Annotated in this window: 19 protein-coding genes; 12 read left to right on the forward strand and 7 right to left on the reverse strand. The window is 51.8% G+C overall.

Features of this window, described 5'->3' with window-relative positions; translation table 11 throughout:
• Positions 1-55: 55 nt before the first annotated feature.
• The 5 genes from ACW9SV_RS05210 to ACW9SV_RS05230 all read left to right on the forward strand — a co-directional run bounded on the left by ACW9SV_RS05210 (position 56) and on the right by ACW9SV_RS05230 (position 4,384).
• On the forward strand, positions 56-1,129 hold the full coding sequence (locus tag ACW9SV_RS05210; protein ID WP_479555679.1) for a serine hydrolase domain-containing protein: 1,074 nt from the start codon (positions 56-58) through the stop codon (positions 1,127-1,129).
• Between the two features lie 78 nt (positions 1,130-1,207).
• Positions 1,208-1,558 (forward strand): hypothetical protein, encoded by a 351-nt coding sequence (locus ACW9SV_RS05215; RefSeq protein WP_479555680.1) that lies wholly within the window; start codon positions 1,208-1,210, stop codon positions 1,556-1,558.
• 273 nt (positions 1,559-1,831) lie between these two features.
• Positions 1,832-2,842: an aldo/keto reductase gene (locus tag ACW9SV_RS05220; RefSeq protein ID WP_479555681.1), complete on the forward strand. Its 1,011-nt coding sequence runs from the start codon at positions 1,832-1,834 to the stop codon at positions 2,840-2,842.
• Between the two features lie 66 nt (positions 2,843-2,908).
• A complete protein-coding gene (locus ACW9SV_RS05225) occupies positions 2,909-3,829 on the forward strand; it encodes a helix-turn-helix domain-containing protein (RefSeq protein WP_479555682.1) in 921 nt (306 codons plus the stop codon).
• Between the two features lie 42 nt (positions 3,830-3,871).
• Complete coding sequence (locus ACW9SV_RS05230) at positions 3,872-4,384, forward strand: GTP cyclohydrolase II (protein ID WP_479555683.1); 513 nt, start codon at positions 3,872-3,874, stop codon at positions 4,382-4,384.
• Positions 4,385-4,470: 86 nt separating this feature from the next.
• Here ACW9SV_RS05230 and ACW9SV_RS05235 read toward each other — a convergent pair whose 3' ends face one another.
• A complete protein-coding gene (locus ACW9SV_RS05235) occupies positions 4,471-5,391 on the reverse strand; it encodes a zinc-dependent peptidase (protein WP_479555684.1) in 921 nt (306 codons plus the stop codon).
• A 282-nt stretch (positions 5,392-5,673) separates the two neighbouring features.
• On the opposite strand from ACW9SV_RS05235, the gene ACW9SV_RS05240 reads away from it, so the two are divergent.
• Entirely contained in the window at positions 5,674-6,132 is a 459-nt protein-coding gene (locus ACW9SV_RS05240) for a DUF1801 domain-containing protein (RefSeq protein WP_479555685.1), read from the forward strand.
• Between the two features lie 39 nt (positions 6,133-6,171).
• Entirely contained in the window at positions 6,172-6,708 is a 537-nt protein-coding gene (locus ACW9SV_RS05245; RefSeq protein ID WP_479555686.1) for a dihydrofolate reductase family protein, read from the forward strand.
• Between the two features lie 15 nt (positions 6,709-6,723).
• On the opposite strand, the gene ACW9SV_RS05250 is transcribed toward ACW9SV_RS05245, so the two are convergent.
• Positions 6,724-7,290, reverse strand: a complete 567-nt coding sequence (locus tag ACW9SV_RS05250; protein WP_479555687.1) for a cupin domain-containing protein — start codon at positions 7,288-7,290, stop codon at positions 6,724-6,726.
• 2 nt (positions 7,291-7,292) lie between these two features.
• Positions 7,293-8,171 carry a c-type cytochrome gene (locus ACW9SV_RS05255; protein ID WP_479555688.1) on the reverse strand — a complete coding sequence of 293 codons (879 nt, stop codon included), beginning with the start codon at positions 8,169-8,171 and terminating at the stop codon, positions 7,293-7,295.
• Positions 8,172-8,436: 265 nt separating this feature from the next.
• Here ACW9SV_RS05255 and ACW9SV_RS05260 point away from each other — a divergent pair, with 265 nt between their 5' ends.
• Positions 8,437-9,495 (forward strand): hypothetical protein, encoded by a 1,059-nt coding sequence (locus tag ACW9SV_RS05260; protein WP_479555689.1) that lies wholly within the window; start codon positions 8,437-8,439, stop codon positions 9,493-9,495.
• Positions 9,496-9,599: 104 nt separating this feature from the next.
• Here the strand turns inward: ACW9SV_RS05260 and ACW9SV_RS05265 are convergent, their stop codons facing one another.
• Positions 9,600-10,394, reverse strand: a complete 795-nt coding sequence (locus ACW9SV_RS05265; protein ID WP_479555690.1) for an SDR family NAD(P)-dependent oxidoreductase — start codon at positions 10,392-10,394, stop codon at positions 9,600-9,602.
• A gap of 434 nt (positions 10,395-10,828) precedes the next feature.
• Here ACW9SV_RS05265 and ACW9SV_RS05270 point away from each other — a divergent pair, with 434 nt between their 5' ends.
• From ACW9SV_RS05270 to ACW9SV_RS05285, 4 genes are all read left to right on the forward strand, one after another.
• Positions 10,829-11,335, forward strand: coding sequence for a GbsR/MarR family transcriptional regulator (locus tag ACW9SV_RS05270; RefSeq protein ID WP_479555691.1), 507 nt, complete (start codon positions 10,829-10,831; stop codon positions 11,333-11,335).
• 74 nt (positions 11,336-11,409) lie between these two features.
• Positions 11,410-11,775 carry a hypothetical protein gene (locus tag ACW9SV_RS05275; RefSeq protein WP_479555692.1) on the forward strand — a complete coding sequence of 122 codons (366 nt, stop codon included), beginning with the start codon at positions 11,410-11,412 and terminating at the stop codon, positions 11,773-11,775.
• Positions 11,776-11,780: 5 nt separating this feature from the next.
• Positions 11,781-12,692 (forward strand): TIGR01777 family oxidoreductase, encoded by a 912-nt coding sequence (locus tag ACW9SV_RS05280; protein ID WP_479555693.1) that lies wholly within the window; start codon positions 11,781-11,783, stop codon positions 12,690-12,692.
• A gap of 90 nt (positions 12,693-12,782) precedes the next feature.
• Positions 12,783-13,499: a YqjF family protein gene (locus tag ACW9SV_RS05285; protein ID WP_479555694.1), complete on the forward strand. Its 717-nt coding sequence runs from the start codon at positions 12,783-12,785 to the stop codon at positions 13,497-13,499.
• Positions 13,500-13,599: 100 nt separating this feature from the next.
• Here ACW9SV_RS05285 and ACW9SV_RS05290 read toward each other — a convergent pair whose 3' ends face one another.
• The 3 genes from ACW9SV_RS05290 to ACW9SV_RS05300 all read right to left on the reverse strand — a co-directional run bounded on the left by ACW9SV_RS05290 (position 13,600) and on the right by ACW9SV_RS05300 (position 21,958).
• A complete protein-coding gene (locus tag ACW9SV_RS05290) occupies positions 13,600-15,720 on the reverse strand; it encodes a sensor histidine kinase (RefSeq protein WP_479555695.1) in 2,121 nt (706 codons plus the stop codon).
• Positions 15,721-15,994: 274 nt separating this feature from the next.
• Positions 15,995-18,790 (reverse strand): outer membrane beta-barrel protein, encoded by a 2,796-nt coding sequence (locus ACW9SV_RS05295; protein ID WP_479555696.1) that lies wholly within the window; start codon positions 18,788-18,790, stop codon positions 15,995-15,997.
• Between the two features lie 327 nt (positions 18,791-19,117).
• A complete protein-coding gene (locus ACW9SV_RS05300) occupies positions 19,118-21,958 on the reverse strand; it encodes an outer membrane beta-barrel protein (protein WP_479555697.1) in 2,841 nt (946 codons plus the stop codon).
• Positions 21,959-21,992: the final 34 nt, after the last annotated feature.

Below are 21,992 nucleotides of genomic sequence, written 5' to 3' on the forward strand. Positions count from 1 at the left end.
GCCAAGCTGCCCTCCCATTTAGAGATTAACTTCCATAGAACCATCATCCAAAACCATGAACCGAATCTGCCTTAGCCTGCTTCTCACGCTGTCTGCGCACCTGTGCTTTGCTCAGGTAGACACGGCGCGGATTCGGGAGATCATCCAGAAACAGGCTGCCCAGCAGCGCTTCTCGGGCACCATTCTGCTGGCTGATCAGGGCAAAATCGTGCACCAAGCCTCCTTCGGGGTGAAAGACCAAGCCACCCAGGTACCTATTGACCACCAGACCAAATTTGGCATTGCATCTATCACCAAAATGCTAACAGCTATTGCTATTCTGCAGTTAGTGGAGGAAGGCAAACTATCGCTCCAGGACCGGGTGAGCAACCTACTGCCCGCGTTCAAGTTTTCACACCAGGACAAGCTCACTGTGCACCATCTGCTGTTGCACATCTCGGGGCTTCCCCGCGAAGATGACACCATGTATGATGCGCCCATCACGCCTCAGAACTTTGTAAAGAAGGTATTATCCACCGGGACCAAAGCCGGAGAATTTGACCAATTCCACTACAACAACCTGGACTACGTGCTGCTGGGCCTGATCATTGAAGCCGAAACCGGCACTACCTGGCAAACAGCCATCAAGACCAGAATCATTGACAAACTCCGGTTGGCCAACACCGGTTTTCTGGCGAAAGGGAAACTTCCCGCTAATTTCGCTCAGTCCTACTCCCTGGCCAAAAACGGCATCCTGGCCCGAGACCCCGACCTCTATCTGGAGAATTATTACGCCGCAGGATGCATGTATTCCAACGCCCCAGACTTGCTCCTGCTGGACCAAGCCCTGTACGGAAACACCCTGCTCAGCGAGAAAAGCAAAGCCCTGCTCTACACCTCCTACCCCCAATACAACTACACTGGGTACAGCGTCTGGACCTATCACTATCCCTTCGCGGCTACCAAGCCATTGATTATGGAGCGACGTGGCGGCATACTGGGCTCCAACTCTGCGCTGGTGCGAATGCTGGATTCCAACAAAACCATCGTCATCCTGAGCAACACAGATCAGTTCAACCCAGATTCTTACGGCGACAAGGAAAACCTGCGGGAAGCCCTGCTGATGGAATTAGGCAAAGCGCCCCGTTAACTTGTGTGCAGAAGCGGGCAAAATCTGCTTCTGGTTTGCTGCTTAGAATCAAAAAACCACCTATAAACCACTTATCTCATGAAAACCATTTATGTAACCTTGGTCGCTCTTCTGGGCCTGACGTCTTGTGCGGCCCTCAACTCTACTACCTACATCAGACCCAACGACAGCTTTGTCTTAGGCAACAATGAACACGGCGGCTTCTCTGTTAATTTGCAGAACGCCTCCAAAACAGACCTTTCCATTTACCAGGCGCCTATCAACGGAGGAAAGCATTCTACCCTTAAGGTAAAACCCAACCAACGGGCCAGCGTGAAAGTGGACAGAAATACCGCAGTGGTCATCACCAATGCTTCCAGTGACACGGCGGCCGTGAACCTGAAGGTAACCGGTGACCTGGGCCTCTCCATGGGCTACAAAAAACAATAGTTGGCATTAAGAAGTGCCTCGCGGTTTCTGGGCTGTTTCTCTTAAACCAGCCCAGAAACCTATATGATACTACTGACTTGCTGAGGGCAAAGCGAGTTAAACAGGTGTGCCTTTCTCCCTGGCAGGAAGTCTATCTTAGCTACATGTTTCACCCCTTCTTTTGCTGACTTCCCTGTTTTGGATACAACAACAAGAGATTGGGCTACGTCCGCGGCCGCACGTTTCCTCACCTTTGTCTTACTCAACAAGGACATTCACTAAAAAGGTAAAAAAATGGAAAGGTTAAGAAAAACAGAATTAGGAAGCCAGGGCTTGGTGGTGCCGGTGCTGGGCTTGGGCTGCATGGGCATGAGCAAGATTGCCGGGGCCGATATCTACGGCCAAGCCAATGAAGCGGAGTCCATCAAAACCATTCACCGGTCATTGGAGTTGGGAGGCAATTTCTTGGATACCGCCGATTTATACGGCCCATTGGAGAACGAACGGCTGATCTCCCGCGCCATTAAAGGCAACCGAAATCAATACATCATCGCCACCAAATTTGGGTTTGAGATTGACGACCAAGGGCAGATGACCTGGCAAATTAACGGCCGCCCCGACTACGTGCGGAAATCGGTGGAACGCTCCCTCCAGAACTTGGGCACTGACTACATTGACCTCTATTACTTGCACCGTCTAGACCCCAACACGCCCATTGAAGACACCGTGGGCGCCATGGCCGATTTGGTGCAGGAAGGCAAAGTAGGCTACATTGGGCTTTCTGAGGTTTCTTCGGAGACCATCCGGAAAGCGCACGCCGTGCACCCTTTAACTGCTGTGCAGACCGAGTACTCGCTATTTGAGCGGGAAGTAGAGGAAGCAGGCGTGCTGGACACGTTGGCGGAGCTGGGCATCGGGTTTGTGCCGTATTCACCGTTAGGCCGCGGGTTCATCTCTGGCGACATCAAAAGCCCAGATGATTTCCCCGCCGATGATTTCAGGAGAAGCATGCCCCGCTTTCAGGGCGAGCAGTTTTACAAGAACATAGAGCTGGTGCAGGCCATCAAAGCGCTGGCGGAGGAAAAGGAAATCACGTCGGCCCAACTGGCGCTGGCCTGGATTCTGGCCAAAGGGCACGTGTCTATTCCGGGTACCAAACGCGTGAAGAACCTGGAGCAGAACATCGGGGCTACGCACCTCACGTTAACCCCGGAAGACATGGCGCGTCTGGAGGAGATTGTGCCGCTGGGGACTTCCACCGGCGCTAGGTATGACGCCGTCTCCATGGCTATGATTAACCTTTAAAAGCAAGTTGGTACGGGAAGCTTATTCAAAAACTTCCCGTACCTTTTCTCTCTCATTCTCTGGCGCATGAAAAAGCAAACCAATAGCCCCTATCTTATCAAATCTATTTCAGAACTGCACCGGCTGTTGGGCATTCCGCAGCCTGAGCACCCTTTGGTGAGCCTGATTAACCTGAGTGATCTTAGGGATGCTTGCCGCGTGATGCTGGGCAGTTTTGTGTATAGCTTTTACACCGTCTGCATCAAGAAAGGCTTCCAGGGAAAACTGAAATACGGGCAGAACTACTATGATTTTGACGAAGGCGTGATGACGTTCTTCTCGCCCGGCCAGGTCATCTCCACCGATGCCACGGATGAGATTTCCCTTTCGGGCTGGTGGCTCATTTTCCATCCCGATTTTATCCAGAACTATCCGCTGGGCAAGAAAATCAAGGAGTACGGGTTCTTTTCATATGCCGTAAACGAAGCCCTGCACCTGTCAGAGAAAGAAGAGGCGGTGCTGGAGAACATCAAGAACAACATTGCACAGGAATACACCTCGGTGATTGACAGCTTCAGTCAAGATGTGATGGTGTCGCACATTGAGGTGCTGCTCAACTACTCCAACCGGTTCTACAACCGTCAGTTCCTCACCCGCAAGAACACCCACCATGAATTGCTGGTGAAGCTGGAAACGGTGCTGAACGAGTACTTCCAAAGCGGGCAAGTGCAAGAACTGGGGCTGCCCACCGTGCAGTATGTCTCCGAGAAACTGAACCTCTCACCCAATTACCTCAGTGACATGCTGCGCAGCCTGACCGGGCAAAGCACCCAACAGCACATCCAGAACAAACTGATTGAGAAAGCGAAGGAAACCTTGAGCACCACGTCTCTGTCAGTGAGCGAGATTGCGTATGGGTTGGGCTTTGAGTATCCGCAGTCGTTCAGCAAGCTGTTCAAAAGCAAAACCAACGTGTCACCGCTTGAGTTTCGGCACTCTTTTAACTAAACTGCACCCGAAACGCAATCTCTACTTTCACTTAGAACGCACATGATTGTCAAACTTGCTGAGGGCAACTTGAAAACCAAATTCGGGGAATACCACGAGACGCTGTACTACGATGGCCAAAAAGAATCCTTCGCCTTGACCATGGGCGAGGTGGCGGGCGCTGAGGATGTCTTGTGCCGTGTACACTCTTCCTGCATTTTCGGGCACCATTTCAACAGCATTGAGTGCGACTGCCGCGAGCAGATGGAAATTTCCCAGCAACTCATTCAGCAGGCTGGTCAGGGCATCATCATTTGGCTGGAGCAGGAGGGAAAAGGCAACGGCCATTTCGCGTTGCTGAAAAGTGTAGAACACAAACGGCGCGGGATGCCACAGGCCGAAGCCTACGAAGCCGTCGGTTTCAAACGTGATGCCCGGGACTTCACCCCTGCCGCCGAAATCCTGAAAGATTTGGGCGTAAAATCCATCCGGATGCTCACCAACAACCCAAAGAAAGTAGAGACGCTCACCCAACACGGCGTGCAGGTAGTGGGCATCAAAGAAACCAAGCTGTAGAGCCTCAACTCAGTCTGGAAGTACAACTTCGTGCCTTTATCGTTTTGATGCTGTTTTTCGGAATTCGGGCTTAAATCAGCTTCAATTTAGGCGGCTGATTTCTTAGGCAGACAACATTGCTTGTACTTCTGTCCGCTTCCGCAAGGACACGGCTCATTACGGCCCAGGCGCTTGCCGTACGGGTTGAGCAGTTCCCGGAAATTGAGCCTGAAGCGGCGTTTGGGATTCTGTTTGAAAATACGGGTAAGCATGGCGTAGAGCCGCGGGTGTTTTTCGGCCATCTGGCCCGGTTTCTCAAAGAAATACTCGGTAGACACGGCGAAGAACTCAGCCTCGTTGGTGGCAGCGTACGGGTTGATATCTGATTCTCCTTTTTTGATTTCCTTGATTTTGCGGTCCACCAGTTCCTGCCAGGGTAATACCAGGTCCTCAGGGAGATAGGCGCCGGGAGTTCCGTTGATTTCGCCATCGGCTTGGTCCAGCATGTGCGCAAACTCATGAATGCCCACGTTCTGGCGGTCGGCCATGTCGTTGAAGCCACGTTCCAGAGCGGGTTTGGAGAGCGTCACGTAATGGTCGTTCTGGAACGGGTTCACGCGCCCCAACACCTCTGAGACGGCCTCGTTATCTTCGTTTTTGAACCGCTGCAGACTACCCGGAAACACCAGCACCTCGCCCAGGTTCGTGTACTCCCAATCCTGTATCCCAAACGTGGGGATAATGGCGCTGGAGGCTACCAGTAACTTAGTGGTATCATCAATAACGGTTTCAATGCCGGTGATGCGCTTCTCAGACAGAAACAACTGCACCATCTTCTCGAAGCGCTGCTTTTCCTCATCGGTTTTCAGGGTGTGGTAAAAGCCTACTCTATCGGTAAGGATCTTGCGCCATTCCGCCGGAAACTCCTGCGCCATCACTTTCTTCCGCCGCCGGGTCTTGCGGGTGGCCCATTGGTAAAACACCACGCACACCACCAACACCACTACTATAAATGCGATCATTCCCATAGGCCCTCTCAACGGGAAATCAGCAGGAAAGATGTGTTTCAGTGAGTGAATTGGCCTCTTTTTTAGTTAGTGATCTCTTGGTGTTGTCGGTGTGTTTTCTTTGCGCGTTTTAAAGGAGTTTTCCTGAAAACGGGCTTGAAACACCCCTGCTCAAAATCTGCTTTTTGGGTTTTGCGCTCAGGTAAATTCTGGTAAATTTGACTAGCCGCCACCTCCGCAGGGGTTCTTCCTTTGAGCTTTATGCGGCGGTATTTCTCAGACTTTTCACTAAACCGTAACCTCATGGAAATAGCTTCTACCCTCAGCCCACAAGCATACATAGAAGCGCTTCCGGAGGACCGCAAGCCAGCCATGACCTCTTTGCGCGAAATATTGCTGGCAAACCTTCCCAGCGGCTTTTCAGAGGAGATGAGTTACGGCATGATCGGGTATGTGGTGCCGCACTCGCTTTATCCGGCGGGTTACCACTGCAATCCTGCCTTGCCTTTGCCGTTCCTGAGCATCGCGTCGCAGAAGAACTTCATAGCGGTGTACCACATGGGCCTCTATGCCGACCCGGAGTTGTTGAATTGGTTTACCACCGAGTACCCCAAGCACAGCAAATTCAAGTTGGACATGGGCAAAAGCTGTATCCGGTTCAAGAAGTCCGACCAGATTCCGTTGGCGCTTATAGGAGAGCTGGCGTCCAGGATGACGCCCCAGCAATGGATTACCCTTTATGAAGCGCAGTACAAGAAATAAGCTTCTTTTCTGAAAAACAGCCCTTAAACGCTTTGCCACATGAGACAAGTAGTGCTTTACATTGCCATGAGCCTAGACGGCTACATCGCCAAAGAAGATGATAACCTTGATTTCCTGAGCCTGGTAGAGAGACCCGGAGAGGACTACGGCTACACGGCATTTCAGCAAACGGTAGACACCTTGATCTGGGGAAGACGCACCTATGACAAGGTTCTGTCTTTTAACATGCCCGAGTTTCCGCACAAAGACAAGAAGGTATACGTGCTTTCCAGAACCAAAACCGGACTGAACGAGAACGTGGAGTTCTACGGGGGAGACCTCAAAGACCTGATTTCCTCTTTAAAGCAGCAGCCCGGCAAAAACATCTACTGTGATGGTGGCGGCGAAATAGTAGCGGCCTTGCTTCAAGAGCACCTCATTGACAGGTTGATTATATCAGTGATTCCGCACTTGTTGGGCAGCGGCATCAGGCTTTTCAGAGACGGAAGACCGGAAGAATCTATCACCCTCACCAAGAGCTTGACATTCCAATCGGGATTGGTGCAATTGTGGTATGATCGCCACACCAACAGGTAGAAAGTACCTCAGCGGTTAGGGCCGTTCCAGGTAGTACTTGTGTAAATCCTGGTCTAAGCCTCTGTAACGGGCAATGCGCGTGAGAACTTTCACAATGCCCTGCTGCAGCCAAAAAGGAACTCCGGGGATGTATGATTCGCCTTTTTCGAACAAAAGGGCCAGGTACCAGATATTGGTAGGAGTTCCTTTTTGGTTGGTCTTCCCGTCATTGGCCAAACCGTAGGCAATCCGAAGCATTTCCTCAAACTGCCGAGCGGGTTTGATAGTGGCCTGGAAGACGACGCGTTCCTGCTGGCTGGGGTTAAAGAACCGGTGCACGACTTTGGTAGGCACAGTGGCTACCTCGCCGGGGTACAGGTGCATCTCCTCTTTGCCGCACTGGATCCCAAGGGTGCCTTCCATCACTTCAAAAATTTCTACATAGTCTACGTGGTAATGCAGGCCATTGCCTCCGCCCGGTGCCAATTCCACTTCTACCAGGGTGTAGGCACCGTTTGTTTCGGCGGCAGTTTTCAGAAAAGTGACCTTGTCCTTGATGAGCGGGTTGGACAGGGTTCTAGGCAGGGATGAAACTAAGGGCATGGTTACTGAAGGGATTGACAATATTCGTAGAGGGCGGCTAATTCTTTGTCTGTGTACTGGGCGGTCATTTTCCAGGGCATCTCTTCATTGTTCAGTACTTTCCCTTCGGGGGTTTTGCCGGTGCGCAAGGTCTGGATGAACTGCCCCTGGCTCCATTTGCCCACGTGACCCGAACGGGTAATATTGGCCACTTGCGGCAAGCCGGGGGCAATAGGTTCCCCGCCTTTTAGGTTGGCATGGTGGCAACCGGTGCAGGAGATGGCCAGGTATTTCCCATAAGCGGCTCCCTCCAGATTGGCCATACTGGCAACCATAGGTTTAGCGTGGTCAATTTTCTCTACAGGTAGCAGCGGCATCTTGTCTAAATACGTCATCACTTTCACTACCGGGCCCAAGTCTGAACCAGGCAAGGGATGATCAACTGGGGTCAGGCTTTGGCAATAGGCAACAATGGCCGTCAGATCATCTTCAGAAAGCAGGGTAGTTTCGTGCGAGGGCATGAGCAGCAACGGGAGTCCATCCTGGCCCACCCCATGCCGGAGTGCCCGCACCCAATCGTCGGTGCTGTAACTGGCGGGCAACCCTCCTTTGCCCATGGTGAGATTGGAAGAAACCAACCGGCCCAGGGGGGCATCATCTACCATCACTTTCCCGGCCATGTTATCACCGTGGCAGCCCGTACAGCCCTTGATGGCGGCCAGGTGTGCGCCTTTGCTTAACAGGGCACTGTCTTGCGTGACGTTAAGGCTCTCGGCCGCAAAAGAGTACTTTTTCTCCATCCGCTGCTCTACAGTGTGAGCCGCGTAGAAATAGAACAGGGTTCCTATCAGAATGAGGGAACCCAGAACCAGCCCGGTCCATTTCAGGATTTTCTTAAACATGCTCAGATAGGGTTTAGATGGAAACTAACAAAGACGCTATATCCCTTTCTATCAGAGACATGCAAGTCCAGCCTACCCCCTACTACTACCTAAACATTTCTATTGCAGCCCCAAGGCATGGCTCCGGCCAGGCATATGGCTTGTATAATTCGGCCGTTTTCCAGAGATGAATCGGGCAAAAATTCGTTTTTTTGACAGAGGGAAAACAGGGTTTAATTTGTCTCTTTATAGAAGCCGGGTAAATTGCCGGGCCAAAACACTCCCAATGAGACGATTACTGATTTTCTGGCTTGGCCTGCTGTTGGTGGGCTGTCAGGATTTGGAGGAAGAAACGGTAGAACCCTCCACGCCCGCTGCTCTATGGAAAGAAGATGAGCGCTTTCTTTATGATAACAGAGCCCAGACCAACAGCTATGCGAATGGCACCAGTCTGTACCTGATGGGCCTGAACAACTTCACCCAACTCACCCAGGAGAAAGGCGAGGCCATGACCAAACGCAGCATTTTGGAGGGTGTCCGAAATCCTACCCAGTACCGGTATCCTATCTCCTCTAAAATGACGGCGGTTGCCTTTGATGAGGCCAGCATAATCGTTTACCCTACCAATTATCCGTCTATCCAGTCGGGGAAAGGAATGCGCATGGCCAGTATTGACCCGGCGTTTGAGTCGTTTGACTTTGTGAGTGCCTCCCAGGGGGAGTGTATGAAAATCTGGCAAGACAAGGTGCTGGCCGTTCCTTACCGGGCAACCGATGGCATGAAGGTTTTGCTGGTGAACCTAGAAGTGACGCCCAGCACCAGAGGCTTGTATGACGAGGTAAAAGTTAGCGACACCAGAATTGTGCAGATCTCGCCTTACCTGGTGCCCACCCAATACGTGGGTACCCACGCCGAGGGGTTCTACGTGGCCAACGGCGAAGCCACTTACCTTTTGTCACCAGAGGGCAACCTGCAAAAACTGCGGGATATTGGTCTCAGAAACGTGTTCACGTATAAGCAAACGGTCTACGGCCTTTTCAACGACGGTCTGCACCAATCAGCAGACGGCAAGAACTGGAGTTTCAAGGCAAACATAGAAACCCTGAACCTGCTTTCTTATACCAACCTACACGACACCCTGCTGCTGGGCACCTACAATGACCAGGTGTTTAAGATGACCATAAAGCCTACCTCCATTAACATGGATGAATTACGAAACGAAGGACTGCAAGGACACAAGATCACCTCGGTGGCCCTGTATGACCACAAAGTGTATGTCACTACCCTCTCTGGGGTGTTTGCGAAAGACGAGAAGGAACTTTTGTTCCTACAGGACGCCAAGTAAGGTTTCCCACGTCTGTTCTTCCAGCACTGATTATTGGATCAAAAATAAGCCCTGACCGGGTCACCGTTCAGGGCTTATTTTTGATCCAAACCTGCAGGAAACGCTTACTCCTCACTAGGCTTAGACATCTTGTGCATGTTCTCGGCCACCATGTTGTCGGGCATCAGTTTGCTGGCAGCGACCATGACTTTGCTCTTCATGCCTGAGATTACTTCCAACTCACCGGCCATCAGGGCCTCGTACCCGTCTTTGGCTACTTTGGCGGGGTCATCCTGGTCGCCCTCTTTCACCATCTTGGCCTCCTCCATGTCCGCTTTGCGGAAGAAGTCGGTGGCGGTAGGGCCAGGCAGCAGTTTGGTAATGGTGATATTGGTGTCTTTCACCTCGTTCTGAATGGCTTCGGTAAAAGAGGTGATAAACGCCTTGGTGGCATGGTACACCGACTGCAGCGGGCCGGGCAACTCTCCGCCAATAGAGGAGACCATCAGGATTTTGCCTTCATTCCGGGCCACCATCTCTTTCAGGAAAGATTTGGTGAGCGTGAGGTACGCCCCAATGTTCAGTTGCACAATGTCCAGCTCGCGGTTGATATCGGTCTCCACAAACTCCCCGTATTGCCCCTGGCCCGCGTTGTTGACCAGTACGTCTACCTGTAACCCCCGGGCCTTTACTTCATCATACACGTCAAAGGGAGCCTGGCGCAGGAACAGGTCTTTGGCCAGGGTGACCACTTCCACGCCATGGTTTTGCCGGAACTCCCCTGCCCGCTGGTCTAGCTCGGTCTGGTCGCGGGCTACCAAAATGAGGTGGTAGCCGTTCTGGGCGAAGAGTTTGGCCAACTCATACCCTATGCCACTGGTGCCGCCCGTGATTAGGGCGTAATTAGCAGGATTTGCCATGCGCTATCTGGTTAAAGTGAGCTTTTTTAAACGAGGGTGATTTTTGCTGGTTCAGAAAAAAGGCCTCTCTTCTAAAATAATGATTCTCAACCAGATAAAACCTGTTCCTTAATCTAGAACCCGGTTCTGCTTTTTTAAGCTTGAGAGGCAGAAAAGTGAGCCAATAAAAAAGGTTTGATTGCGTTTCCTGTATGGCTTAACGCCACAATAGAGTTTGTTCATTGTGAGATGCCGTCCGTTCCTGTACGGCTTTCGCATTCTAAATAAGGGCCCGGAACGTTTCCGGGCTTTTTTTCTTAAAACAGAGCAGAAGCCGCCTCACCCTTTCTACTTTCTCTTTTAACCAATTTCTCCTGATTTGTAAAACCTTTTCATTTTGCGAAAGTATATTTCAATTAATATTGAAAGTTTCAAAACTTTCTTACATTTGAGCCATGGAGTTAGCAGAGGCAAAGCAGAAGTTCATAGAAGCTTGGGGTAAGCTTGGATCTGAGTGGGGCATTAACCGCACTATGGCCCAGGTACACGCGCTGCTGCTGATCTCACCGGAGGCGATGACCACCGAGCAGGTGATGGAGCAACTGCAGATCTCCCGGGGCAATGCGAACATGACCTTGCGGGATCTGATCAATTGGGGCCTCATTGAAAAGCAGCACCGCAGCGGAGAGCGCAAAGAGTATTTCTTCGCCGAAAAAGATGTTTGGACCATTGCCCGCCAAGTTGCCAAAGAACGCAAGCGCCGCGAATTGGAGCCTGTATTGAAGCTCCTTACCCAATTGCAGGATGTGCAGGGTGATGAGCAAGACCCCGAGTTTCAGACGTTCAAAACCTCGGTGACCGATATCAACAAACTGGCCTCTAACGTGGACAAAACCCTTGAAACCATGCTGAAAGCGGAGGAGAACTGGTTTTTCGGGTCTATTTTCAAGCTGTTCAAGTAGCGGCTTTTTTTTGCCTTATATGTTTCATTTTTTACTGAAAGTTCAATAATTATTTACCCTTAAACCTTACCTCTATGAATTACTTTATCCTCACCTACGCGATTTACCTGCTGGTTAGCATTGCCCTTACCGTTTGGGTAGCCCGGGTCTTGTTCCAAAACGGCCGCATTTTTCTGGTAGACATTTTCCACGGCAACCAGGACCTAGCCGATTCTGTGAACAAGCTGCTGGTGGTAGGCTTTTACCTCATCAACATTGGGTACATGACCTTGGCCTTGAAAGAAGTAGGCACTATTGCCTCTGTGCAGGCAGTTGTGGAAGTCCTCAGCTACAAACTAGGCTGGATTATCCTGATCCTGGGCGCCATGCACTTCCTTAACCTCACCATCTTCTTCAAGCTAAGAGCCCGCGCGCAGCAGCAACTGCAACCTAATGCATAATCACCATGGCTAAGATTATCATAGCGGGAGGCAGCGGCTTCATAGGCCAACTGCTTACCCAACACTTCACTGGTAAGGGCGATGAGGTCATCGTCCTTACCAGAACTCCGGCCAAAGATCCAGCCTTGGCCAAGCAAGTCTATTGGGATGCCAAAACCCGCGGCGAATGGACTGTTCACCTGGAGAGCGCCGATGTGCTGATCAATCTCACCGGTAAAAGCGTGAACTGCCGCTACCATGAGCAAAACAAACGCGAAATCATTTCTTCTCGGGTAGAGGCCACGCTTGTTTTGGGTGAGGCACTCCGGCTCCTGAAAGACCCACCCCGACTTTGGGTCAACGCGGCCTCTGCCACCATTTACCGGCACGCGCAGGACCGCCCTCAGGATGAGATCAGCGGTGAGCTAGGCCAGGGCTTCTCCGTGGAGGTCTGCCAGCAATGGGAAAGCGCTTTCTTCTCCCAAAAAGTGAGGGGTGTGCGGCAAGTTGCGCTACGCATCGCCATTGTTCTGGACAAGAAAGGCGGCGTGATGCCATATTACCTGAACCTGGCCCGGTTTGGGTTAGGCGGAAGGCAAGGCAATGGCCTGCAATGTTTCAGCTGGATTCACGCCAAGGACCTGCTGGGCAGCATCGACTTTCTTATTAAACATGAGGAGTTGGAGGGCGTTTTCAACCTTTCTTCCCCAAAACCTGTCCCAAACCACCATTTCATGCGCGCCGTGCGGCAAGCCCTGGGCATGCCCTTTGGGTTACGGGCTACCAAATGGATGCTGGAGCTAGGCGCCCTAGCCCTAGGCACCGAAACTGAACTGCTGTTGAAAAGCCGTTGGGTGGTGCCCACCCGGTTGGTTAAGGCCGGTTATAACTTTCAGATTCGGGCTATTGAAGAAGCAGTACAACTTTGCGTGCGGTAGTCTGTTTTGAGATTGTTATTCTAAAAAGCCTTGCAAAACGGCCTCTGGTTTTAGGGGCATTTTCCGCCAAACATCAGCAGTCATTCCTCTATGAAAAAGACCTTCTTAACCGCCGAGTGGCGCAAGCTCATCATGGTCAACTACGCCATAGATCCTCAGGCACTCACCAAGTATCTCCCTGCCCAGACCGAGCTTGACCTTTGGAACGGCACCTGCTACATGAGTTTAATTGGCTTCCTGTTCCTGAACACCAGAATCAAGGGCATTTCGGTTCCGTTTCATACAAACTTTGAGGAAGTGAACCTGCGCTTTTACGTGAAGCATCTGGAGCAGGGCGTTTACAAGAGAGGAGTGGTGTTCATCAAGGAGATCGTGCCCAAGCCGGCCATCACGTGGGTAGCCAATACGCTGTATGGTGAAAAGTATACCACCATGCCTATGCAGCATTCCTGGGAAACTAGGGCCGATGCCCTGGCTATAGAATACCGCTGGAAGAAAAAGCAGTGGCACCACCTCAGCGTGTTAGCAGACCCTACTCCTACCCCAATCGCCGTGGGCAGCGAGGAGGAATTTATCACCGAGCATTATTGGGGCTATACCAAGATCAATGCCCGCAAAACCTCGGCTTATGAAGTGGGGCACCCGCGGTGGCAGGTGTACCCGGTGAAGAAGTACGAAGTTCAGGTAGATTTTCAGGCGCTGTACGGTCCTGATTTCGGCTGCCTGCAAGCGGCTACACCCCTGTCCGTTTTCTTGGCCGAGGGATCAAAAATCTTCATCAAGGAAGGAGAACTCCTGACCTCCTGATTAGCCAGCATTTTTCTGAAAACAGGTCCAAAGCAGGCTCCTATTGCCCCGATGTAGATAGCCGAAAAACCTTTCGTCTTGCTTAGGGCAACTTTGCTTTTTACCGCTTAAAATAGATTTTGAAGGTAGAGCCTTTGTCTTGTTCACTTTCTACCTCAATAAAGCCGCCGGCGTTTTCCAGGATCCGTTTCACGATGTAGAGGCCAATGCCGGTGCCTTCCACGTGGTCATGCAGACGCTTGAACATGGTGAAAATCTTGCTCTTGTCCTCCGGTTTCAAACCCAGGCCGTTGTCTGAGACAGACAGCACCGTAAACCCTTCAGTATGCGTTGTAGCGATCTCAATTTCCAGCGGGCGTTCCTCTGAGCGGTATTTCAGGGCATTGCTCAGCAGGTTGTACACAATGCTACGCACGTTTTTGGCCGAGAACTTGACGGTAGAATCTGGGGCAAAGCGGGTTCTGATTTGAGCACCGGCTTCTTTGATCATGTTCTCGAAGTCCAGCCGCACATCGGTCACCACTTCGGTCAGGTCAATGGAGGCAACGTCTTCATCGGCTTCGCGCTGGATTTTGGCGACCTCAGTTAAATCGGCTACGGCGCGCTTGAACCGGTTAATAGAGGCATCCATGAGCATGAGCACGTGCTGAACCATTTCCTTCTGCCGTATCTCATCGGGCAAAAACTCCAAGAGGGTGCTCAACAGGCCTTCTATGTTAGAGATAGGTGCCTTAAGGTCATGGGAAGCCGAGTACACAAAGTTGTCCAGGTCGGCGTTAATGGCGAGCAGCTCTCTGTTTTTGGCCTCAATCTGGTGACGGGCTTCTACCTGCTCGTTTATCCCGATGGCTACCGCAATCACCCCGATAATAGTACCCTTGGCATCACGCATTGGGTGGTACACGAAACTGACGTACACCGGCTCCAATTTGCCGTTCCGTTCCAAGAGCACGGCTAACTCATTGTTCACGTACGGAATGCCCGTACTGTAGACACCATCCAGCAGTTCCTTGATGCCCTGGTCCTTTAGCTCGGGCAGGGCTTCCAGAATGGGCTTGCGCAGCACATCTTCGTGTCTTTTACCCCAAAGCTCACAGATACCCGGGTTTGCCAGCTCTACCACGTGCTGCGGACCACGCAAAATACAGATGGCGACGGGTGCCTGCTGAAACAAGTCACTCAGTTCTGCCTGCTGGCGGGCGGCCTCCTCACGCGCCTGCACGCTGGAAATGGAAGTTGATATCTGCCCGGCCAGCAGCTGGTGGAAATCCTGGTAATCGGTGTCATACTCCAGGCTAGGGCTGATGCCAGACACAAAGAACCCAATGAGATGCTCCTGCCCCGACCGGAAGATTGGCAGAATGACGGCCTGCGTAGGAAGGCCTCCGGCCAAGTTATCTTCCTGGGGTCCCAGATAGTTTTCCAGGCCTTCCACCCTGAACAGTTTCTTTGATTCCAGCACTTCTACTAGCGGCCACTCTCCCTTACCCGCACTCCCCAGCAGCGTGATGGTTTTTGACACCGCCGGCTTTACCTTGCCAGATTCCCCCAGGAGGGTTGCCTGGGTACCCGCCGGGTTTAAAAGATAGATCTGGCTGAAGAGAATATCGCTTTCGTTCTGGGCAAGAATGTCGCAGGTGGTTTGGCAGGCTTGCTCCAGCGTCTGAATCTGGGGTAGGGTATCAGCAATGTCTTTCAGGTTTTTCAGGCGGCGCTGGCCCAGAATGGTGCTGGTTTCCTCAAAACAGGCGCAAAACACGCCCGCAGGGTTTCCGTCTTCGTCAAAGGCGGGGCTATAGGAGAAGGTCCAGTAGGTCTCCTCCAGAAAGCCTTTCCGGCCCAGGAATAACCGGAGTCCATCGGCATAAAAGGGTTCGCCTCCCGCCAGTATACCTTCGGCAATCACGCCTACCTCATGCCAGATCTCGGCCCATACTTCCCGTGCCGGGGTGCCTAACGCGGAAGGATGCTTTTTGCCCAAGGCGGGCAGGTAGGCGTCGTTATGAAAGGCATACAGGTCTTTTGACCACCAGATGAACATAGGAAAACCTGAGTTGAGCATCAGCCGGATATTGGCTTTCAGGCTCTGCGGCCACTGGTCCGGACTTCCTAAAGGATGGTTTTCCCAGTCATAGGTGCGCATCAGTTGCCCCATCTCACCACCTCCCTGGAAAATACTTAGAGCATCTGAAGCGGAATTGGTGTTGAACGGGTGTGACATAGCGGGAGATTTAGGGGGTAATTTCACAAACCTGCACAGAAAGCGGCAGCATAAAAAACTTTCGGGCCCTTTCTCATACGGGTAACAGGAAGAAATACCTATAAGTCTTCGCTGCTAATACGTACGCGTCTGTTCAAACAGGCGGCGAAAAGAAAAAGGAGCCCGGTGTTTTAGGGCTCCTTTTACAGAAGTAGGCACTTTTTGGTTACAGAACGCTCTTAAAAAAAGCAGCACCCGCCCCTAAACTGATTTGCTCACGAAACTACGCGGGTACCTAGAACCGGAAAAACGAGTTGGTGCCGCCCACCTTGCCGCCAAAGTTTCGGATGTTGTAGGTGAACGTAAGCAAGGCGTACCGGGTGAGCACCTGCGTCTGCACATCCTCCACAAAGTTCTCCCTAATGCTGCGGTACGCACTAATGTTCTGGTCCAGCAGGTCATACACCCACAGTTTTAACTGGGCCCGATCGTTTTTCATGAACAGGAACGTCACGCCTGCATTTAACCGGCTCACATCTTTGCGGAGGCCGGGCCCCACGTTGGAGTTGTAGGAATAGTCAAAGGAAGCTTCCCACACAATGCGTTTAGGGGTGCGGACCACCACGCCGGTTCTGGAGGTGCGGGTGTGAAAGCTGATGTCCTGGAAGGCATTGTCTTCATACACGCTGCGGCGGGTGCCGATGGTCAGCTGCTCGTTGAACTCAAATTTATCATTGAGGTTTACCCGGGCGTTCAGGCTGGGGTTAAGCGAGATATTTTGCCCGTAACTGCGGGTATCGTTCAGAATAATCAACGTTTTCACGTAGTTCATCCAGATAGAAGCGGTAAGTGAAAACTGGTTTTTGCCGTCAAACTTCCAGTCTTTGTTGATGTCTGTGTTGGCGTTCACCTGCCAGTTGCCGTCGGTGTTCACGGGGCGGGTGGTTTGCCGGCCAGTGGCTTCATCCAGGGTTCTGGCGCGGGTCACGGCATCGTTGCTGTAACTCCCCGACAGGTACGCCCAATAGTTAATGGACCGCTTGGTGTCAAACTTACGGAAGTGCAGATTCACCGAGTTGGAGATGGTAGGCGTTAAGCCGGGGTTGCCAAACTGAATAAACAGCGGATTAGATAAATCGGTGACAGGCTGTAAATCGGCGGCGGAGGGTTCGCGCACGTTCACATTGTAGCTGAAGTTGAAATCCTTCCAGTTCACCGTCAAAGAAGGAAAAGCATAGAAGTAGTTTTGCTGAATGGGGGCCAGTTTCTGGAAAGCATTGTCAATATCCAGCAAAGTAAACCGGATGCCGGGCTGCAAGGTCAGGTCTTTGATTTTCCACTTTATGCTGGTGGTTAAGTAATTGCGCCAGCCGCTTCTTTCTACCTGGTCTGAGAGTTCTGGCAGCAGAACGGGCGGCTCATTTCCTTCGGTGGCCAGGTCAAACGTGTTTACCTCGTTTCTGTCTTTGAAGTACTCAGAGTTGAGGCGCACCACCCCGCTCAGGTTCTTGCTAAAAGGCTCGGTGTACGAATAAGAGGTGTTAATGCCGGTGTTGGTGACCACGTTGTCCCGTAACTGGTCCAGCACTTCTGAGTAAGGAGTAGGTCCGTAGTAATTGCTGAGCACCTCATAGTACTGGTCCTGGTCGCCGTCATTGAAGTTGTAGGTTCCATAAAAATTGAAGCTGCGGCCTTTCTTCCGGCGCGAGCCCCGGTCAAAGGAAACGTTGCCTGAGTACGTGGCTGTGTTGTTCTCCAGCAGTTGCTGGTTGTAACTGTCGTTGAGCGGCTGGTAGAAACCCCGGAAGGTATTGGTGTACAGGTCCTGATTTGAGGCACTGCGCGCCAGCACCACGCTGGGTGAGAAACTCAGGTTGGTGACGGAGTCTATCTTCCAGTCCAGCCTTCCGCCAATGCGGTGGTTCTGGTTGTTGCTGTCCTGGGTTCTGGTACGGCGCGCGGTCAGCGTATCTGAAGGCAGGCTCTGGGCTGAATTGGTTACTTGGTTCAGGTCCGCGTTGATGCCGCCGTAGAAGTATTGCAAGTTGATTTTCACATCGCCTTTAAGCAGGGTATTGAAGTTTCCGCCCGCCCCGGAAGACCGCTGAATGCCCTCCTCGGTACCGCCAAAGGAAATGCCGTTTACCGCAAAACCTCCGTCGCTCCGCACCATGATGGTGTTCATGCCGCTTCTGCTAAAGCCTCCAATCCGGGAAATATCCTCAAACCCGAACGCCGGTTTGTTTAAGTTGTTGGAGTAGCCCAGCAAGCTGATTTGGGTTGTGTCCCGGAAAACGTTGAGGATACCGCCTCCTTCGTACCGGCGGTCTGACCCGGTGCCCGCGTACACTTTCCCGAAGGCGCCTTGCTTGATGCCTTTCTTCAGTTTGAGGTTGATGACTTGCGGCACCTCATTCACCGGCAGATCGGGGTCTTTTCTGAGGGCATCAGGATCATTCACCACCTGCACTTTCTCAATCATATCGGCGGGCAGGTTGCGCGAGGCCACCTTGGGGTCATTCCCGAAAAACTCTTTCCCGTCTACCAGAATCTTGTTCACCGCTTTGCCATTCACCGAGATGTTCCCCGAGTTGTCTACGGTCACTCCCGGCAGTTTCTTCAAGAGGTCTTCCAGCAAGGCGGTAGGCAGGGTCTTGAAAGAATTGGCGTTAAACTCCAGCGTATCCTTCCGGACGATGATGGGCGGCGCCTCAGCGGTAACCACCACCTCCCCCAACAGGTTATCAGACTGGGTCATTTCTATCTGTCCCAGATCCAGTTCTCGGTTCTCAGCGGACAGCGTGAACTCCTTCCGGAAAACCTTGAACCCTGTCATGGTGATGACAATCCGGAGGGGTTGGTTCAGCGCCAGGCCCGGCACCTTGAAATTACCTTTGTCATCGCTCACCCTAAAGGTCACCAACGTGGTATCCTGGGCCGTATACACCGCAATGGTGGCGTAAGACAACACCTCCTTGTGGGTAGCGTCCCAGAGTTTTCCCTTCACCTCGCCTTTCTGGTTCTGGCCGAAAGAAGCCGTTGCGAGACAGAAGCAGAACAGGAGTAAAAAAGCGGGTAAAAGTGTTTTCATGCCGTCACTGAAAAGAAGTAAAAAGAAGGAATGGTTAGGTGCTGGTATAATGTTAGGGAAATTCTACCAGAGCTTTTTTCCGGGCATTTAAGATTTAACAAAGATTAACATTTGAGCCCTGGCGTTAACATATTGTTTTGAAAGCACTTTTCAGAAACTAGGGCCAAAGCAAACCCGCTGAAACTAAGCGTAGATTCTTATAAGAAAACGTCCCGGTCTATCTCCCTTGCGGGTATATAGTTTTACACGAAGTGACACCTTGCCTCGCTCTCAGAAGCGGCCGGAGTTTCAAATAAAGAGCTTCAAGCAAGTCTTAAGAAAACTGGCTTAAAACCGGAAAAAGGAGTTGGAGCTACCGCCTACTTTGCCGCCAAAATTGCGGATGTTGTAGGTGAACGTGAGTAGGCCATACCGGTTCAGGACTACAGTCTGGTAATCTTCCACGCGGTTTTCTGAGATGTTGCGGTACGCACTCAGGTTCTGGTCCAGGGCATCAAAGACGGATAGTTTCAGTTGGGCCCGGTTGTCTTTCATGAACAGGAAGGTGACCCCGGCGTTTAGCCTTCCGTAGCTTTTCTGCAGCCCCGGGGCCGCATTGGAGTTATACCAGTAATGGTAAGAGGCCTCCCATACCAGCCGTTTGGGGTACCGGACAATGATTTCTGAGCGCGAGGTCTGGTTGGTGATGCTGAGGTTGCTGGCCAGGTTGCGCTCATACCGCCCCCACTGCTGCCCGACGGTGTACTCCTGGTTCAATTCCAGTTTGTCGTTGAGGTTCATGCGTCCTTCCAGTCTGGGGGCTACTTGCAGGGTGGACCCATATCCGCGTAACGCATTCACCAGGGTTCCCTGGCTGTACTGTTCCAACAGAATAAGGGTACGATTGTACCCCAGATCAAGACCGCCCCCAATGGAGAACTGTCGGTTGTTATCAAACTTAAATTCTTGCATGCCATTGAGGTAGAGGCCAATTTGCCAGTTTCCGTTGGTGTTCACGGGCCTGGAGGTCTGCCGCCCGTCAGCCAGGTCAACAGTCCGGGCGCGGGTCACCGCATTCTGCGACAAGCTACCCTGCAGGTAGATACTGTAATACCTAGACTTTTCTGCTTGATTCTTCCAGGTATCAAAGCCAAACTCATGGGAGATGGTAGGTTGCAACTCCGGATTGCCAAACTGGATGTATAACGTATTGGTGTTATCAGGCACAGGCAACAAATCAATGGGGTTGGGTTCTTCGGCATTGGCGTTATACCTGAAATTAATGCCCTTCCAACCTACGTTTAAAGAAGGGTACACAAAAGTATAGTGTTGGTCTATGGGGTCTGCCTTGCGGAACTTGTTCTCAACATCCAATCTGGTGAAGCGTACCCCCGGTTCCAGGGTAAACTCCTTGACTTTCCACTTAAGGCCTGCCGTGGCAAAGCTCCGCCACCGGCTGCGGTCTACTTTATCAGAAAGAGTCTCATTTTCCAGATCATAGACCTGCCGCTCATTATCATACCCGAAGGTATTCACTTGGTTTTCGTCTGAGTAGTAACCAGAGTTGACACGGAAGGTCGCGCTCAGGTCCTTGCCAATGGGCTCGGTGAAGTTCAGGTTGAAGCTCGTGGTTTGCCCCTGTTGGTCAGTAGCCCGCAGTTGGTTCAGGTAGATGGTTTCAGGCCTAAAGCGGTAAAAAGTGCTGACTGATTGGTTTATCTGGCTCAAGCCCGCGGTACGGTATTCATGAAAACCCGAAAGGTTAAAGACGCGTCCTTTCTTTTTAAACAGACGATCAAAGGCAAACATGGTAAACAGCGTGGTTCTATCGTCATCGCGGCGCAGGCTGTCCAGGCTGTTATTGGCGGGCTCTGAGAAGTTGAAGGTAGAGAAAGCCCGAGACCGCTGGTTTGCCTTACTGTTAGCAAAGGTGAGACTAGGCGTGATGCTGAAGTAGGTGAGCGTATCTGGTTTCCATTCTATTTTGCCTCCTATGCGGTGGCTTTTATTCTGGCTGTATTGGTCACGGGTACGATGGGTATTCAGGGTATCCGCCGCCGGTTGATTCATCTCACGTAGATACTGCTGGGTGTTTATCACCTGGTTCAGGTCGGCGTCTATGCCGCCGTAAAAGTATTGCAGGTTCACCGTGACATTATTCTTGAGCAACGTATTGAAGTTTCCGCCTGCTCCCGCCGATTTCTGAATACCCTCGCCTGTTCCGCCAAACGAGATACCGTTGATTTCAAACCCACCATCACGCCAGATAGAGGCAGAGTTGAAACCGCTCCGGTTAAAGCCTCCAATCCGGGAAATCTCCTCAAAGCCGAAGCCGGGCCGGTTCAAGTTATTGGTAAACCCTAGTACACTCAATTGGGTGGTGTCCCGGAAGATGTTCAAGATACCGCCACCCTCAAACCGGTCATTGGTGCCTTTGCCGGCATATAGCTTCCCAAACGCACCTTGTTTAATGCCTTTCTTCAGTTTCAGGTTGATCACCTGCGGAATCTGACCGGCCGTTAAATCAGGGTTTCTGCGCAGGGCATCTGGGTCGTTTACCACCTGCACTTTGGAGATCATGTCAGCGGGCAGGTTGCGGGTAGCCATTTTGGGGTCGTTCCCGAAAAACTCCTTTCCATCTACCAGTATCTTTTGCACCACCCGGCCATTGACGGTAATGTTGCCTTCCCCGTCTACCCGCACGCCCGGTAGCTTCTTCAAGAGATCTTCTACCAAGGCAGTGGGCAGGGTTTTGAAAGAGGCCGCGTTAAACTCCAGGGTGTCTTTGCGCACCACAATGGGCGGTGCCTCGGCGGTGATGAGAACCTCGCCCAGTAGATGGTCAGACTGCTCCATATTGATCTGCCCCAGGTCCAATACCGGTTCTGCCGCACTTAGGGAAAACTCCTTCCGAAATACTTTTAGCCCTGTCATGGTCACCACCAGCCTAAGTGGCCTGTTGAGCTCCAGATTAGGCACTTTGAACCCACCTTTGTCATCGCTCACCCTGAAGGTTACCAAGGTAGTATCCTGGGCGGTGTACACGGCAATGGTGGCGTAAGGCAACGCTTCTTTGTGGGTAGCATCCCAGAGTTTCCCGCGCAACTCCCCTTTCTGGTTCTGGGCAAATACAACCGTGGGTAAACCAATGACCAGAAAGAAAAGCCACACCAGTAAAGATGATCTCATGTAAGCGAAAAGGGTTAGGATTGAGGAACGGCGA

The sequence above is a fragment of the Rufibacter sp. JT20002 genome, from assembly GCF_056491185.1.